The sequence below is a fragment of the Cupriavidus sp. WS genome (genome assembly GCF_000395345.1).
Classification (GTDB): domain Bacteria; phylum Pseudomonadota; class Gammaproteobacteria; order Burkholderiales; family Burkholderiaceae; genus Cupriavidus; species Cupriavidus basilensis_B.
The window spans coordinates 24,535-40,468 of sequence record NZ_AQPL01000065.1; the positions used below are offsets into that span (position 1 = coordinate 24,535).

The 15,934-nt window shown below is 67.5% G+C and carries 13 protein-coding genes; 4 read left to right on the forward strand and 9 right to left on the reverse strand.

What is annotated here, in order from left to right:
• Positions 1–56 precede the first annotated feature (56 nt).
• Together pncA and K206_RS0106515 are read right to left on the reverse strand one after the other, a co-directional pair.
• Positions 57–701, reverse strand: coding sequence for a bifunctional nicotinamidase/pyrazinamidase (pncA, locus tag K206_RS0106510; protein WP_020201605.1), 645 nt, complete (start codon positions 699–701; stop codon positions 57–59).
• Positions 702–755: 54 nt separating this feature from the next.
• Positions 756–2,837 carry a 3-hydroxyacyl-CoA dehydrogenase NAD-binding domain-containing protein gene (locus K206_RS0106515; protein WP_020201606.1) on the reverse strand — a complete coding sequence of 694 codons (2,082 nt, stop codon included), beginning with the start codon at positions 2,835–2,837 and terminating at the stop codon, positions 756–758.
• A 572-nt stretch (positions 2,838–3,409) separates the two neighbouring features.
• On the opposite strand from K206_RS0106515, the gene K206_RS0106520 reads away from it, so the two are divergent.
• The gene (locus tag K206_RS0106520; RefSeq protein ID WP_020201607.1) at positions 3,410–4,783 is read left to right on the forward strand and encodes an esterase-like activity of phytase family protein; all 1,374 of its coding nucleotides are present in this window, start codon (positions 3,410–3,412) and stop codon (positions 4,781–4,783) included.
• Positions 4,784–4,866: 83 nt separating this feature from the next.
• Here K206_RS0106520 and K206_RS0106525 read toward each other — a convergent pair whose 3' ends face one another.
• The 7 genes from K206_RS0106525 to K206_RS0106560 all read right to left on the reverse strand — a co-directional run bounded on the left by K206_RS0106525 (position 4,867) and on the right by K206_RS0106560 (position 12,672).
• Complete coding sequence (locus K206_RS0106525) at positions 4,867–5,301, reverse strand: T6SS amidase immunity protein Tai4 family protein (RefSeq protein ID WP_020201608.1); 435 nt, start codon at positions 5,299–5,301, stop codon at positions 4,867–4,869.
• Positions 5,302–5,743: 442 nt separating this feature from the next.
• Positions 5,744–6,457 carry an ABC transporter ATP-binding protein gene (locus K206_RS0106535; RefSeq protein ID WP_020201610.1) on the reverse strand — a complete coding sequence of 238 codons (714 nt, stop codon included), beginning with the start codon at positions 6,455–6,457 and terminating at the stop codon, positions 5,744–5,746.
• On the reverse strand, positions 6,457–7,230 hold the full coding sequence (locus tag K206_RS0106540; RefSeq protein WP_020201611.1) for an ABC transporter ATP-binding protein: 774 nt from the start codon (positions 7,228–7,230) through the stop codon (positions 6,457–6,459). The genes K206_RS0106535 and K206_RS0106540 overlap by 1 nt, the downstream gene beginning before the upstream one ends.
• The gene (locus K206_RS0106545) at positions 7,227–8,540 is read right to left on the reverse strand and encodes a branched-chain amino acid ABC transporter permease (protein WP_029043303.1); all 1,314 of its coding nucleotides are present in this window, start codon (positions 8,538–8,540) and stop codon (positions 7,227–7,229) included. Before K206_RS0106545 ends, K206_RS0106540 begins: the two co-directional genes overlap by 4 nt.
• A gap of 4 nt (positions 8,541–8,544) precedes the next feature.
• Positions 8,545–9,492 carry a branched-chain amino acid ABC transporter permease gene (locus tag K206_RS0106550; protein WP_020201613.1) on the reverse strand — a complete coding sequence of 316 codons (948 nt, stop codon included), beginning with the start codon at positions 9,490–9,492 and terminating at the stop codon, positions 8,545–8,547.
• Between the two features lie 184 nt (positions 9,493–9,676).
• Positions 9,677–10,921 (reverse strand): branched-chain amino acid ABC transporter substrate-binding protein, encoded by a 1,245-nt coding sequence (locus tag K206_RS0106555; protein WP_020201614.1) that lies wholly within the window; start codon positions 10,919–10,921, stop codon positions 9,677–9,679.
• A 122-nt stretch (positions 10,922–11,043) separates the two neighbouring features.
• Positions 11,044–12,672, reverse strand: coding sequence for a 3-(methylthio)propionyl-CoA ligase (locus tag K206_RS0106560; RefSeq protein WP_029043304.1), 1,629 nt, complete (start codon positions 12,670–12,672; stop codon positions 11,044–11,046).
• A 399-nt stretch (positions 12,673–13,071) separates the two neighbouring features.
• Here K206_RS0106560 and K206_RS0106565 point away from each other — a divergent pair, with 399 nt between their 5' ends.
• The 3 genes from K206_RS0106565 (at position 13,072) to K206_RS0106575 (ending at position 15,893) form a co-directional block, all read left to right on the forward strand.
• The gene (locus tag K206_RS0106565; RefSeq protein ID WP_020201616.1) at positions 13,072–14,652 is read left to right on the forward strand and encodes a YdiU family protein; all 1,581 of its coding nucleotides are present in this window, start codon (positions 13,072–13,074) and stop codon (positions 14,650–14,652) included.
• Positions 14,653–14,821: 169 nt separating this feature from the next.
• Positions 14,822–15,283 (forward strand): peptide-methionine (R)-S-oxide reductase MsrB, encoded by a 462-nt coding sequence (gene msrB, locus K206_RS0106570; protein ID WP_020201617.1) that lies wholly within the window; start codon positions 14,822–14,824, stop codon positions 15,281–15,283.
• Between the two features lie 70 nt (positions 15,284–15,353).
• Positions 15,354–15,893, forward strand: a complete 540-nt coding sequence (locus tag K206_RS0106575; RefSeq protein WP_020201618.1) for a septation protein A — start codon at positions 15,354–15,356, stop codon at positions 15,891–15,893.
• Positions 15,894–15,934 lie beyond the last annotated feature (41 nt).

The following is a 15,934-nucleotide window of genomic DNA, read 5'->3' on the forward strand; positions in this document are numbered from 1 at the left end:
CTTGGTATCTGCGCAGGCCGCGCCTGCGCGTTGTTCGGTTTGTCCAGCCGGTTTGTCTAGCGCGCGGGCGCGGCGGCGAGCACGTCGGCCGACTGCACGCGCTGCACGCCGGCGGCGGCAAGCTCCTGCCACGCGCGGGCCAGCGAGCCGTCCAGGTCGATGGCGCGGCAGGCGTCCTCGATCACGGCCGCCTCGAAGCCGGCGGCGCGCGCGTCGAGCGCGCTCCAGGCCACGCAGTAGTCGGTCGCCAGGCCCGCGCAGAACACGCGGCGCACGCCGTGCTCGCGCAGGTAGCCGGCCAGCCCGGTGCGCGTGGCGCGGTCCGCCTCCATGAAGGCGGAATAGCTGTCCACGTCGCGGTGGTGGCCCTTGCGGATCACCAGCCGGGCATGCGGCGCGCGCAGGCCCGCGTGCAGCGCGGCGCCCGGCGTGTCCTGCACGCAGTGCACGGGCCACAGCACCTGCTCGCCGTACGGCAGCGCGATGGTCTGGAACGGCTGCGCGCCGGCGTGGCTGGCGGCGAACGACGCATGGCCGGCCGGATGCCAGTCCTGCGTCACCACCACGTGCGCGAACGCCTGCGCCAGCCGGTTGATGACCGGCACGACCTCGTCGCCGCGCGGCACGGCCAGCGCCCCGCCCGGCATGAAGTCGTTCTGCACGTCGATCACCAGCAGGCAATCCTGCGCCCCGTAGCTCATGGTTGCTTCCGCCCCTGCGTTGCCCTTGCCATTGCCCTTGCCCTCGCGTCCGGCTCAGTCGTTGAAGCCCTTGCCTTCGGCCGCCAGCTTCTCCAGCAGCGGCGCGGCCTTCCAGGCTTCGCCGTGGTAGCCCTTGGCGTAGCGCTTCATCGCCTGCGCCACGTTGTACAGGCCGACCTGGTCCGCGTACAACATCGGGCCGCCGCGGAACAGCGGGAAGCCGTAGCCGGTCAGGTAGACCATGTCGATGTCCGAGGCCTTCGAAGCGATGCCCTCTTCCAGGATCTTGGCGCCTTCGTTGACCAGCGCGAACACCAGGCGCTCGACGATCTCCTCGTCGGAGATCTTGCGGCGCGCGATGCCGAGGTCCTTCGAATGCTGCACGATCATCTCGTTGACCTGCTGGTTCGGGTACGGCTTGCGGTCGCCCGCCTTGTAGTCGTACCAGCCCGCGCCGGTCTTCTGGCCGAAGCGGCCCAGCTCGCACAGCAGGTCGGCGGTCTTGGAATACTGGATGTCCGGCTTGTCCACCGCGCGGCGCTTGCGGATGGCCCAGCCGATGTCGTTGCCGGCCAGGTCGCCCATGCGGAACGGGCCCATCGCGAAGCCGAACTTCTCGATGGCCTTGTCGACCTGCTCGGGCAGCGCGCCTTCGTCCAGCAGGTAGCCGGCCTGGCGGCTGTACTGCTCGATCATGCGGTTGCCGATGAAGCCATCGCACACGCCCGACACCACCGCGGTCTTCTTGATCTTCTTGGCGACCTGCATCACCGTGGCCAGCACGTCCTTGCCGGTCTTCTCGCCGCGCACCACTTCGAGCAGCTTCATCACGTTGGCCGGGCTGAAGAAGTGCATGCCGACCACGTCCTGCGGGCGTTTGGTGAACGAGGCGATCTTGTTGACGTCGAGCGTGGAGGTGTTGGACGCCAGGATCGCGCCCGGCCTGACGACTTCGTCCAGCTTCTTGAAGACGATTTCCTTGACGCCCATCTCCTCGAACACGGCTTCGATCACCAGGTCCGCGTCCTTGATGTCGTCATAGGACAGCGTGGTGGCCAGCAGGCCCATGCGCTGCTCGACCTTCTCCTGCGTGAGCTTGCCCTTCTTGGCGCTGTTCTCGTAGTTCTTGCGGATCGTGGCCACGCCGCGGTCCAGCGCTTCCTGCTTGGTCTCCAGCATCGTGACCGGAATGCCCGCGTTGAGGAAGTTCATGGTGATGCCGCCGCCCATCGTGCCGGCGCCGATCACGGCGACCTTCTCGATCTTGCGCACCGGGGTGTCGCCGGGCACGTCGGGGATCTTGCTGGCGGCGCGCTCGCCGAAGAAGGCATGGCGCAGCGCGCGCGATTCCGGCGTCGTCACCAGTGCCATGAAGCCTTCGCGCTCGGCCTTCAGGCCGGCCTCGAACGGCTTGAGCGATGCCGCCACGGCGTCCACGCACTTGAGCGGCGCCGGGAAGTTCTTGGCCACGGCGGCCACCGTGTTGCGGGCGACGGCGAGGAAGCCCTCGGCGTTCTCGTGCTTGACCTTCAGGTCGCGCACCTTGGGGTACGGGCCGGGCGCGGCCGCCACGTTCCGGGCGAAGGCCACGGCGGCGGGCAGCACGTCGCCGTCGACGATCTCGTCGAACAGCCTGGTGCCGGCGAACTTCTCGCTCGGGACGGGGTTGCCCGACACGATCATGTTCAGCGCGGCCTCCAGGCCGATCAGGCGCGGCAGGCGCTGCGTGCCGCCGGCGCCGGGCAGCAGGCCCAGCTTGACTTCCGGCAGCGCGATCTGCGCGCCCTTCGCCGCCACGCGGTAGTTGCAGCCCAGCGCCAGCTCCAGGCCGCCGCCCATCGCCACCGAATGGATGGCGGCGACGACCGGCTTGGACGAGGCCTCGATCGCGCGGATCACCGAGTGCAGCGTGGGTTCCTGGGTAGCCTTGGGGGTGTTGAATTCACGGATGTCGGCGCCGCCCGAGAAAGCCTTGCCGGCGCCGGTGATGACGACGGCCTTGACGCCCGCATCGTCCAGCGCACGGGTCAAGCCTTCGACGATGCCGAGCCGGGTGCTGTAGCCCAGGCCATTCACGGGGGGATTGTCGAGCGTGATGACGGCGACGCCGTCCTGAACCTGATACTGCGCTGTCATGCTGGTTCCTTTGTACTGGAAGTTGTCTCGGGATTCGAATTCTCGAATTATGTTTTTCTGCGTCGCGCCCGCACCGCCCGGACCCGCGCGGCGGCCCCATTGTCCGCCCCGGCGCCGGCCCCGGCTACCGGGAAAACCGCCCCCCGCCGGCACAAGCGGGTCAAGCATACACAGAAAAGCACGGTCGTTCAATTTTAATTTGGCGGCCTCGCCGGGCCGCCATGCGCCGCCTTCATGACGGGTCTCACCGCCATGCATGCCCTGCCCGCGAAGCCGCCCGCGGACGGGGTTGCGCGGCATGCGCCATGCTCCGCGCTGCACTTTCCGGCGGCGCCGACGAAGCCTTTCGGGCACGGCGGGCGCGTTTGCCCGTTCCCCTCGGATTTACCCTTAGCAGGTGCGGGAACATGCCGTCCGGCCACCCCGGCAAGACCCGCGCGCAGAGACCGCCGGCGGTGCAAGGAGACCCGAGGAGACGCAAGGCCGCGCCAGGCGACAGAACTGTGACTGTCATGCGCCCGTCACGCGAGCCATGCATCGTAGCGGTCTTTCGACCAGATCACGCCGCCCGTATGCGCATGCTTCCGTCCGCGAACGTCACCGCAGTCATCGCCATCACTGCCGCCGCCTGGGCGCTGCCCGCGGCAGCGCAGACCAGCGCGGCGCCCGCCTATCCGGCCACGCTCGCCGGCCACGCCATCCTGCCCGCGCAGAGCTACATCGCCGCGCCCAAGGACGCGCCGCAGGACCTGCAGGCCAGCGGCAAGTTCACCACCGGCGAGCGCGTGGAAAAGCTCGGCAGCGTGGAAGGCAAGTCGAACGGCCGCCCCACCGGCGTGTCCGTGCCGTTCAGGGGCCAGCCGCTGCAAGGCCACTCCGGCATCAAGCACATGGCCGACGGCAGCTTCTGGGTGTTGACCGACAACGGCGCCGGCAGCAAGGCCAACTCGCCCGACTTCATGCTCTACCTGAACCACTACAAGGTGGATTTCAAGGGCGGCAAGCTGCAGCGCCTGGGCACCGTCTTCCTGCACGACCCCGACAAGAAAGTGCCGTTCCGCATCGTCCACGAAGGCACGAAGCAGCGCTACCTGACCGGCTCCGACTTCGACACCGAGAGCTTCCAGTTCGCCGGCGGCGCGCTGTGGATCGGCGACGAATTCGGTCCCTTCCTGATCAAGGCCGACCTGCAAGGCAAGGTGCTCGCCGTGTTCGAGACCCTGGTCGACGGCAAGCCGGCGCGCTCGCCCGACCACCCCGCCGTGACCACGCCCGGCGTGCCGGGCGGCGCGGTCGACTTCCAGGTCAAGCGCTCCAAGGGCTTCGAAGGCATGGCCTCGTCGCCGGACGGCAGCAAGCTCTACGCCCTGCTCGAAGGCCCGGTGTGGAACGCCCAGGCCAAGGACTACGAGCGCGTCGACGGCAAGGAAGCGCTGCGCGTGCTCGAGTTCGACACGCAAGCCGGCAAGTGGACCGGCCGCTCGTGGAAATACCCGCTCGAAGCCAACGGCAACGCCATCGGCGACTTCAACATGATCGACGCCACCACCGGCCTCATCATCGAGCGCGACAACGGCGAAGGCACCGCGGACAAGGCCTGCCCCGAAGGCCAGAAGCGCGACGACTGCTTCTCCGACATCGCCAGGTTCAAGCGCATCTACAAGGTCGAGCTGACCGACGCCAACGCCGGCGGCCCGCTGCGCAAGATCGGCTACATCGACCTGCTCAACATCGCCGACCCCGACAAGCTCGCGCGCAAGCCGCTCAACGACGGCGTGCTCAAGTTCCCGTTCTTCACCATCGAGAACGTCGACGTGGTGGACCCCACCCACATCGTGGTCGGCAACGACAACAACCTGCCCTTCTCCAGCAGCCGCGAGCCCAACAAGGCGGACGACAATGAAATGGTGCTGCTGGAAGTGAGCGAGTTCCTGAAGGCGAAATAAGGCGGGCTTGCCGGAAATGACGAGGCGCTTCTCTGTGTTGAAGAGAAGCGCCCGAGGGTCTTTGCCGATTCATCGTCAACTGGTCACGGTCTTGGCGGCGCAGTGCTGCCCTGCCTGTCGACGCGCCCGGGATCGATCACCAGTCGCCTGGCCTGGGCATCCAGTTCCGGGCCGTGGTACATGTCCAGGCATTTCAGGAAATCGAACCGGATGCCCTTGATTTCCGCCTCGGCCAGCGGATTCGTGTAGTCGCGCGACAGGTAGCCATCCACCAGAGACCGGACCGCATCGGGACTCTGCTCCATATCGTAGACAGTCCAGTCCCGCAAGGCGCTCGCGCTGCTTCCCGCATCGACCGGCGCGCCCTTGTCGTCCTTGTAGGCATGCGCCACGCATGCCGCGAGAACCATGTCCTTGTAGTTTTGCGCATGCGTGCGCGTTGCTGCCTGCGGGGAGACGGGCGGCTCGCCCTTTGCCGGGCATGCGGATGACAGCAGCGCAAGCATCGGCAGCAGCATGCGAAGCCGCGCCCTCATGACGGCAGCCCCCGGAAATACGGGCGGCCGGCACGGTATCTCGCCCCGCTCTCGTTGAAGTCGATTTGCGTGAGGGCGTCCTGCACGAGAGGCATGGATAGCCGGGACATTCGTCACTCCTTTCTATTTCCGGAATGACGGACATTATTTTATTGATTCGCCCGCGTCAATTACCTGCTCATTATTCCTGGATCACGCGCCAAACTCATATTCGAATTAGTATTTATCCGGTTTCGCGTCACAGATAAGCGAAACACATTCCCGCTCCAGAACGATATTCCGCCGGACGCTGCTGACCTGGGCCAATTTCGCCCCTGACATCTCCCAAGCGCCCCAAGAAGCAAATCCCCCCAGCGAGCTGGGGGGATCCCGGTATGACATGCGCGCCGCGCACACAGGCCGCAAGCAAGACGCCCCAACCGCCCTACACCTCCAGCCACTCCTTGCGCACCGTCGCATTCGCCTTCAGGTCCTGCGGCGTGCCTTCGAACACGATGTGACCGTGCCCCATCACGTAGACGCGCTGCGAGATGTCCAGCGCGATGGCCAGTTTTTGCTCGATCAGCAGCACCGACACGCCGCGCTCCTTGAGCCGCTTCAGGTAGTCGCCGACCAGCGTGACGATCATCGGCGCCAGCCCTTCGGTGGGCTCGTCGATCAGCACGAGGTCGGGGTCGCCCATCAGCGTGCGGCACAGCGTGAGCATCTGCTGTTCGCCGCCGGAGAGCACGCCGGCGGCGGTGTGCTCGCGTTCCTTGAGGCGGGGGAACATGTCGTACATGTCCTGCACGGTCCAGCGCGGCCTGGGCTGGCGCGGGTTGCGCTTTTCGCCCAGCAGCAGGTTCTGGCGCACCGTGAGCGTGGGGAAGATGTCGCGGTTCTCGGGCACGTAGCCCACGCCGAGGTGGGCGATCTCGAAGGTGCGGCGGCCGAGGATTTCCTCGTCGCGAAAGCGCACCGAGCCTTCGGCCCTGACCATGCCGAGGATGGCCTTGGCCATCGTGGAGCGCCCCACGCCGTTGCGGCCGAGCAGCGCGACGATCTCGCCTTCGTCGATGTGGGCGTCCACGCCGTGGAGGATGTGGCTCTTGCCGTAGTAGGCGTGCAGCCCCTGCACGTCCAGCATGCGCTTGCCCATCAGTGCGCTCCTTCGGTGGCAGGTTCGTCGAGGGTGGTGCCGAGGTAGGCTTCCTTGACCTTGCGGTTGGCGCGGATGGCTTCGGGCGTATCGGTGGCGATCACCTCGCCGTAGACCAGCACGGAGATGCGGTCGGCGAGGCCGAACACCACGCTCATGTCGTGCTCGACCATCACCAGGGTCTTGCCCACGGTGACGCGGCGGATCAGTTCGACGGCGTGGTCGGACTCGGAGCGGCTCATGCCAGCGGTGGGTTCGTCGAGCAGGATGACCTCGGCGCCGCCGGCGATGGTGATGCCGATCTCCAGCGCGCGCTGCTCGGCGTAGGTGAGCAGGCTGGCCTGGTTGTTGCGGCGATGGTGCAGGCCGATCAGTTCCAGCACTTCCTCGGCGCGCTCGCGCGCGTCGCGCAGCTCGGACAGGCGGTGCCAGAACGAGTATTTGTAGCCGAGCGACCAGAGCACGGCGCAGCGCAGGTTCTCGAACACCGACAGGCGGTGGAAGATGTTGGTGATCTGGAAACTGCGCGACAGCCCCATGCGGTTGATGACGAACGGCTGCAGCCCGCCGATGTCCTGCCCGTTGAGCCTGACCGTGCCCGAGCTGGGCGCGAAGCGGCCGGAGATCAGGTTGAAGGTGGTCGACTTGCCGGCGCCGTTGGGACCGATCAGCGCGTGGCGCTCGCCCTTGGGGATGGTCAGGTTGACGCCCCGGATGATCTCGGTCTGGCCGAATTTCTTGCGCACGTCGTTCAGTTCCAGTGCCGCGCTCATACCGCACCTCCGGCCATTTCGGCTTGTATCTTGTCCCAGGTGGCGCGCACGCGCGCACGCGCGGCGCGGCAGGCCAGCAGCCCGCCCGCCCACAATGCCGCGGCCACCAGCCACGGCGCCACGGCGGCGGCGTCGAAGCCGATGCCGAACAGCGACATGGCGGTGCCGTTGGCGCTGTCGACCTGCACCTTGTAGACCAGCTCCACGGTGAGGATCACCGCGGCCAGCAGCACCAGCCCGGCGGCCGCGGCGCGGCCATAGTCGGGCAGCATGCGGCGCAGCTTGCCGCGCGCGAGCAGCGGCACCTGCATCATCAGCAGGCTGGCGATGCCGCCCGGCACGAACATGACCATCAGCACGAAGAACAGGCCCAGGTAGAGCAGCCACGCCTTGGTCAGGTCCGACAGCGCCACCGCGAACAGGATGAACACCACGGCGCCGATCACCGGCCCGAAGAACACGCCCGCGCCGCCGATGAAGGCCGCCAGCAGCACGCCGCCGGAGCGCACCGCGCTGACGTTCTCGGCCGACACGATCTCGAAGTTGATGGCCGACAGCGCGCCGGAGATGCCGGCGAAGAACGCCGACAGGATCAGCACCAGGTAGCGCACGCGCTGGGTGTTGTAGCCGATGAATTCCACGCGCTCGGGGTTGTCGCGCACGGCGTTGGCGATGCGGCCCAGCGGCGTCTGCGTCCACGCGTACATGGCCGCCATCGACAGCAGGCACCAGGCGGCGATCAGGTAGTACACCTGCCGGCCCGGGCCGAAGGTGATGCCGAGCACCGGCTCGCCCACCACGCGGTTGGTGGAGATGCCGCCCTCGCCGCCGAAGAAGTCGGGGAACATCAGCGAGCTGGCGAACACCATCTCGCCGATGCCCATCGTGATCATGGCAAAGGTGGTGCCGGACTTCTTGGTAGTGACGTAGCCGAACAGCACGCCGAAGAAGGCGCCGGCCAGCCCGCCCACCACGGGCAACAGCGACACCGGCAGCCACACCTTGCCCGCGCCCGCCATGTTGAGCACGTGGATGGCGATGAAGGCGCCCAGCCCCGCGTAGACCGCGTGCCCGAACGACAGCATGCCGGTCTGGCCGAGCAGCATGTTGTAGGACAGCGCGAAAATGATCATGATGCCCATCTGCGACATCAGCGTGATGGCGAAGCCGCCCGAGAACACCAGCGGCAGCACCAGCATCAGCAGCGCGGTGCCGCCCCAGATCAGCCAGCGCGCGAGGTTGAGCGGGCGGTAGCGCAGGGTGCGGCCGGTCGCGGCCTGCTCGCGGCGTTGTTGCATTGTCGTCTCCATGCCGTCAGCCCTCCCGGGTACCCATCAGACCACGCGGGCGGAAGATCAGCATCACCACCAGCAACAGATACGGCAGCACAGGCGCGACCTGGGCCACCGTGAGATTCCACAGCGACGACAGCGGCGTGCTGTCGGTGACGTGCATGCCGGCCATGCCGAGCAGCCCGGCCAGCGACGCGTCGAGCGTGACGGCGAAGGTCTGCAGCACGCCGATCAGCAGCGAGGCGATGAACGCACCCACCAGCGACCCCATGCCGCCCACCACCGCCACCACGAACACGATCGACCCGACCGCCGCGGCCATCGACGGCTCGGTGACGAAGGCGTTGCCGCCGATCACGCCGGCCAGCCCGGCCAGCGCGGCGCCGCCGCCGAACACCATCATGAACACGCGCGGCACGTTGTGGCCGAGCGCCTCGACCATCTCGGGGTGCGTGAGCGCGGCCTGGATCACCAGCCCGATGCGGGTGCGCGTGAGCACCAGGTAGATCGCCACCAGCATGGCCAGCGACACCAGCATCATGAACGCGCGGTACTTGGGGAAGGACGAGGTGAACACCGTGAACAGCGGCCCGTCCAGCTCGGCCGGGATGCGGTACGGCACGGCGGCCAGGCCCCACACCAGCTTGACGGCTTCCTCGATCAGGTAGGCCAGGCCGAAGGTAAACAGCAGCTCGGCCACGTGCCCGTACTTGTGCACGGTGCGCAGCCCGAAGCGCTCGACCAGCGCGCCGGCGCCGGCCACCAGCAGCGGCGCGAAGATCAGCGCCGGCCAGAAGCCGATCTTGCTGGCGATGGTATAGGCGAAGTACGCGCCGAGCATGTAGAAACTGGCGTGCGCGAAGTTCAGCACGCCCATCATGCTGAAGATCAGCGTAAGCCCGGAAGAGAGCATGAAGAGCAGCAGCCCGTAGCTGATGCCGTTCAGGAGGGAGATGACGAAGAATTCCACAACATGTCCTTCATTCTGACGCCGGCCAGCCAGGCGGCCGTGACAAGGCACAACGGGCCGCGCCCGGGTGGGCGCCGCCCGCCCGGCACGGCGGGAGCCGCGCCGGACCGGCCGAAGTATGCAGGATCGGAAGGCGCGCCGGCATCCGCCGCGCCACCCGCCGCACCGTCCGCCGGACGCGGGCCTACGGGCGCTTCATCTGGCAGGAAGTGGGCTGCGCGGCCACGTACTGGTCGAGCAGCGCATTGGTCTTCCAGCCATAGCCCGTGTTCTCCTGGTCGTACTTCACTTCCTTGCCGTCGACCTTGGTCCAGGTGGCCACCACCAGCGACTGCTGGACCTGGTGGTCCGAGCCGCGCATCTCCGTCGTGCCGTTCATGCTCTCGACCTTGATGCCTTCGAGCGCTTTGGCCACCTTGACCGGATCGGTCGACTTGGTCTCCTTGAACGCCTTGCCCAGCATGGCGATGCCGGTGTACGCGGCCATCACGTAGAAGTCGTCGTTGTACTTCTTCTTGAAGCCTTCGATGACTTCCGAGCCCTTGAAGCCGTTGTTGTTGGCGTTGTAGTAGCCCACGTACTTGACGCGCTCGGCGCCGGACGCGCCCATCGCCGTGGGCACGCCGGTGGTGGCGCCGTAGTAGGTGTAGTAGTTGGCGTTCAGGCCGGCGTCCTTGCCCGCCTTGATCAGCAGCGCCAGGTCGCTGCCCCAGTTGCCGGTGATCACGGTGTCGGCGCCGGACGCCTTGATCTTGGCCGCGTAGGGCGCGAAGTCCTTGACCTGGGCCAGCGGGTGCAGGTCGTCGCCGACGATCTGCACGTCCGGGCGCTTGCGCTTGAGGTAGTCCTTGGCGGCGCGCGCCACCTGGTGGCCGAACGAGTAGTTCTGGTTGATCAGGTAGACCTTCTTGACGTTGGGGTCCTTGGCCAGGAAGGTGGTCAGCGCCTCCATCTTCATGTCAGAGTTGGCGTCGAGCCGGAAATGCCAGTAGTTGCACTTGCTGTTGGTCATGTCCGGGTCCACCGCGGCGTAGTTCAGGTAGACGATTTCCTTGCCCGGATTGCGCTCGTTGTGCTTGGCCACCGCATCCTCCAGCGCCAGGCCCACCGAGGAGCCGTTGCCCTGCACGATGTAGCGGATGCCCTGGTCCACCGCCTGCTTGAGGATGGTCAGGCTTTCCTGCGGCGAGAGCTTGTTGTCGAAGCCGATCACCTCGAACTTGTTGCCGCCGCCCCAGTCCTTCTGGTTGGCGAGGTCGGCGACGAACTGCCAGCTCTTGAGCTGGTTCTGGCCGACCGGCGCCATCAGCCCGGACAGCGGATCGATAAAGGCGATCTTCACCGTCTCGGCAGCCGCGACCCCGGAACCCATCGCCCCGAACATCGCCACGGCGGCCGTGGCGGCCACGAGCGGACGCAATCTGATCATGCTTGTCTCCTTCGGTTTTTTGTTGGCTTCGGTTAATGCCGGCCCGCGGCGGCGCCCTCTCCCCTGACCTCGGCGCGTTTCGGGCCTGTCCTGCGGATGGCGGCTCTGCGGCCGCCTCGGGGTCAGGCAGACGACGGCAGCCGGTAGTCCTTGAACTGCTCGCGCAGCCGGAGCTTCTGCATCTTGCCGGTGGCGGTGAGCGGGATCTCGGCGACGAAGGCGACGTCGTCGGGAATCCACCACTTGGCGACCTTGCCTTCGAAGAACTTCAGCAGGTCCTCGCGCGAGACCTCGGCGCCGGGGCGCCTGACCACCACCAGCAGCGGGCGCTCGTCCCACTTGGGGTGGTAGCAGGAGATGCAGGCCGCCATGTGGACCGCCGGATGGGCGGAAGCCACGTTCTCGATGTCGATGGAGGAAATCCATTCGCCGCCGGACTTGATCACGTCCTTGCTGCGGTCGGTGATCTGCATGTAGCCGTCGGCGTCGATGGTGGCCACGTCGCCGGTCGGGAACCAGCCGTCCACCAGCGGCGAGTTCTCGCTGCGGTAGTAGTGCTCGATCACCCAGGGCCCGCGCACGTGCAGGTCGCCGAAGGCCTTGCCGTCCCACGGCAGCTCGTTGCCGTCGCCGTCCACGATCTTCATGTCCACGCCGTAGATCACGCGGCCCTGCTTTTCCTGGATCTTCTGCTGTTCCTCTTCCGGCAGGTCGTTGTGGCGCGCCAGCAGCTTGCACGAGGTGCCCAGCGGCGACATCTCGGTCATGCCCCAGGCGTGGATGGTCTCCACGCCCAGCGCCTTGAGCGCGCGGATCATGGCCGGCGGCGCGGCCGAGCCGCCGATCACGGTGCGGCGGAACGTGGAGAACTTGAGGTGGTTGCCCTGCACGTACTGCAGCAGGCCCAGCCAGACCGTGGGCACGCCGGCGGAGAAGGTCACTTTCTCCTGCTCGAACAGCTCGTACAGCGAGGCGCCGTCCAGCTTGGCGCCCGGGAACACCAGCTTGGCGCCGACCAGCGGCACCGAGTACGGCAGGCCCCAGGCGTTGACGTGGAACATCGGCACCACCGGCAGGATCACGTCCTGCGCGGAGCAGCCCAGCGCGTCCGGCAGCGCCGACGCATACGAATGCAGCACCGTGGAGCGGTGCGAGTACAGCGCGCCCTTCGGGTTGCCGGTGGTGCCGGAGGTATAGCAGAGGCTGGACGCGGTGTTCTCGTCGAACTGCGGCCAGGCGTAGTCGCCGTCCTGCGCGTCGACCAGGTCCTCGTAGCACAGCAGCGCGACCTTGGCGTCGGCCGGCATGTGCGCGCGGTCGCTCATCATCACCCAGCCCTTCACGCCCGGGCAATGCGGCGCCACGCCCTCCACCAGCGGCAGGAAGGTGGCGTCGAAGAACACGTACTGGTCCTCGGCGTGGTTGATGATGTAGGCCACCTGCTCCGGGAACAGGCGCGGGTTGACGGTGTGGCACACCGCGCCCGAGCCGGACACGGCATAGTAGATCTCCAGGTGGCGATAGCCGTTCCAGGCCAGCGTGCCGACCCGCTCGCCCCGGCGCACGCCGAGCGCGGCGATGGCCTGGGCGAGCTTGCGGGCGCGCAGCTCGCAGTCGCGGTAGGTGTAGCGGTGCAGGTCGCCTTCGGTCCGTCGCGAGACGATTTCCGTGCTGCCGTAGTGACGGGCGGCGTGCTTGATGATGGAGGAAATGAGCAGGGGTTCGCTCATCATTTGACCCATCAATGCCATGAAATAGTCTCCTGTAGTTTTAGGAATTCGCCAAAAAAGCGAACAACCGTTCTATTTTTTGGCCGATTGTTCCCATCCTTCGGTGAAACGTCAATGGGAATCCGTTGTGCGCTGCCGTATCGGCCGGTGTTTCGGCTCGCGCGCGGCCCCGCTCCCCACGGACGGGAAAAACCCGGTCCGCGCCCTGCGCTGGTGCGTGCGCTACAGGGGCTGGAGAAGGACTTGCGGAAACCGTGCGGCGGCCACGGCGGTCACAGATGGAAATGGCGGCGTGGAAGTACAATAACGCCTGCCATGTTGCACCTCAACATGTCGTTTTCCCTAGCCTGCAAGCGCACTTGCGGGAAATCCGGCGAGCCGGCGCTGCGCCGCCCAGCCACTTCACAACGACGCCCCCCAGTGAATTCTCCCGAGCCGACCGCCGTTCCCTCCCCGCCAGACTCGCCACCCGCGAGCGGCGCCGCAGCCGCGCCGTTCGCCACGGCGCCCGGCTTCGCCGCGCTGGACCCGCGCTTCTTCACGCGGCTGGCGCCCACGCCGCTGCCTTCGCCCTACCTGGTCGGCGTGTCGGCGTCCGCCGCCGCCCTGCTCGGCTGGGACGCGCAGGCGGCAACGCAGCGCAGCTTCATCGAGACCTTCGCGGGCAACCAGGTGCCGGCGTGGGCCGATCCGCTCGCCAGCGTCTACTCGGGCCACCAGTTCGGGGTCTGGGCCGGCCAGCTCGGCGACGGCCGCGCGATCCGCCTGGCCGAGGCGCAGACCGCCGGCGGCCCGCTGGAGATCCAGCTCAAGGGCGCCGGCATGACGCCCTATTCGCGCATGGCCGACGGCCGCGCGGTGCTGCGCTCGTCCATCCGCGAATACCTGTGCTCCGAGGCGATGGCGGCGCTGGGCATCCCGACCACGCGCGCCATGAGCATCGTCGGCTCGGACGCCCCGATCCGGCGCGAGACCGTCGAGACCGCCGCCGTGGTCGCGCGCCTGGCGCCGACCTTCATCCGCTTCGGCCATTTCGAGCATTTCGCCGCGCGCGAGGACACCGGCGCGCTGCGGCAGCTGGCGGACTTCGTCATCGACCGCTTCATGCCGGCCTGCCGCGACGACGCCCAGCCCTACCAGGCGCTGCTGCGCGAGGTCTCGCTGCGCACCGCCGACCTGATGGCGCAATGGCAGGCGGTGGGCTTCTGCCACGGCGTGATGAACACCGACAACATGTCGATCCTCGGCCTGACCATCGACTACGGCCCGTTCGGCTTTCTCGATGCGTTCGACGCCAACCACATCTGCAACCACACCGACTCGCAGGGCCGCTACGCCTACAGCCAGCAGCCGCAGGTGGCGTTCTGGAACCTGCACTGCCTGGCCCAGGCGCTGATGCCGCTGTGGCGCGAAGGCGATGGCGACGGCGACGAGGGCAAGGAAGCGGGGAAGGAAGCCGCGGTGGAAGCCGCGCGCGCCGCGCTCGACCCGTTCCGCGCGCGCTACGCCGCCGCGTTCTTCCGGCGCTACCGCGACAAGCTCGGCCTGCGCCCGCCGGCCGGGCGCGACGAGGACGACGAGCCGCTGCTGACCAGCCTGTTCCAGCTGCTGCACGAACAACGCGTGGACTACACCTTGTTCTGGCGCAACCTCGCCCGCATATCGTCGGCAGACGGCAGCCGCGACGCGCCGGTGCGCGACCTGTTCCTGGACCGCGCGGCGTGGGATGCCTGGGCCGGCACCTACCGCGCCCGGCTGCGCGCCGAGCAGTCCGACGATGCCGCGCGCGCGGCCGCCATGCTGGCGGTGAACCCGAAATACGTGCTGCGCAACCACCTGGCGGAAACCGCCATCCGGCGCGCGCGCGACAAGGATTTCGGCGAGGTGGAGCGTCTGCTGGCGGTGCTGTCGCGTCCCTTCGACGAGCAGCCCGAAGCCGAGGCCTACGCCGCGCTGCCGCCGGACTGGGCCGCGGGCCTCGAAGTCAGCTGTTCGTCGTGAGCCGTCCGGCCAGCAAGGACGGCGGAAACCGCAGGGGCGGTGCCAAGGCGCCCGCCACGCAAGTACTGTAAGGTTCGACAGCCACGATACGACCAAGGGCATCGGGCGGCGCGAGGCAGGCAAGGCAGCCTGCCCCGCCGCCCGGCCCGCCAGAATGAGGAAGCCGAGCATGACCACGCAAAAAACCGACGCCGAGTGGCGCGCGCAACTCTCCGACATCGAATACCGCGTCGCCCGCGAAGCGGCCACCGAACGCCCCTTCACCGGCCGCTACTGGGACCACTGGGAACGCGGCACCTACCGCTGCGTCGGCTGCGGCACGCCGCTGTTCGAAGCCAGCACCAAGTTCGACGCCGGCTGCGGCTGGCCCAGCTACTTCCGCCCGATCAACGGCGAGGTGATCGACGAGCACACCGACCGCTCGCACGGCATGGTGCGCGTGGAAGTCCGCTGCAAGGAATGCGGCAGCCATCTGGGCCATGTGTTCGAGGATGGCCCCGCGCCCACCGGTTTGCGCTACTGCATCAACTCGGCTGCGCTAAAATTCGACCAGCGCGATCCCGCCGATGCCGATGTCGACGCGGGTGATGCCGCGCCGACATCGCCGACATCGCCGGATACGCCGCGCTAAGCCCGGACCGCCCGCGCGGCGGTCCGTCGCCAACCCAGCCCCGACCTTCGCGTCGATCTATCCTGTCCGCATGAAATTCCTGTTCGACCTGTTCCCGGTCATCCTGTTCTTCGTCGCCTTCAAGCTGTGGGGCATCTTTCCCGCCACCGCGGTGGCCATCGCCGCCACCGTGGTGCAGATCGGCTGGGTGTGGCTGCGCCACCGCAAGGTCGATCCGATGCAGTGGATCAGCCTGGCGATCATCTCGGTGTTCGGCGGCGCCACGCTGCTGCTGCACAACGAGACCTTCATCAAGTGGAAGCCGACCGTGCTGTACTGGCTGTTCGCCGTCACGCTGACGCTGTCCGCGCTGCTCTGGCGCAAGAACCTGATCCGCGCCATGCTCGGCAAGCAGGTGAGCATGCCGGACGGCGCCTGGGGCAAGCTCAATGCCGCCTGGGCCGCGTTCTTCGCCGTGATGGGCGTGGTCAACCTCTACGTCGCCTACCAGTTCTCCACCGACACCTGGGTCAATTTCAAGCTGTTCGGCAGCATGGGGCTGATGCTGGTGTTCATCCTGGCGCAAAGCGTCTGGCTGTCGCGCCACATGCAGGAAACGCCCACCGAATGACGGCGCGGCGGTGCGCCGCGCACCGCCTCCACCCGGCGCGG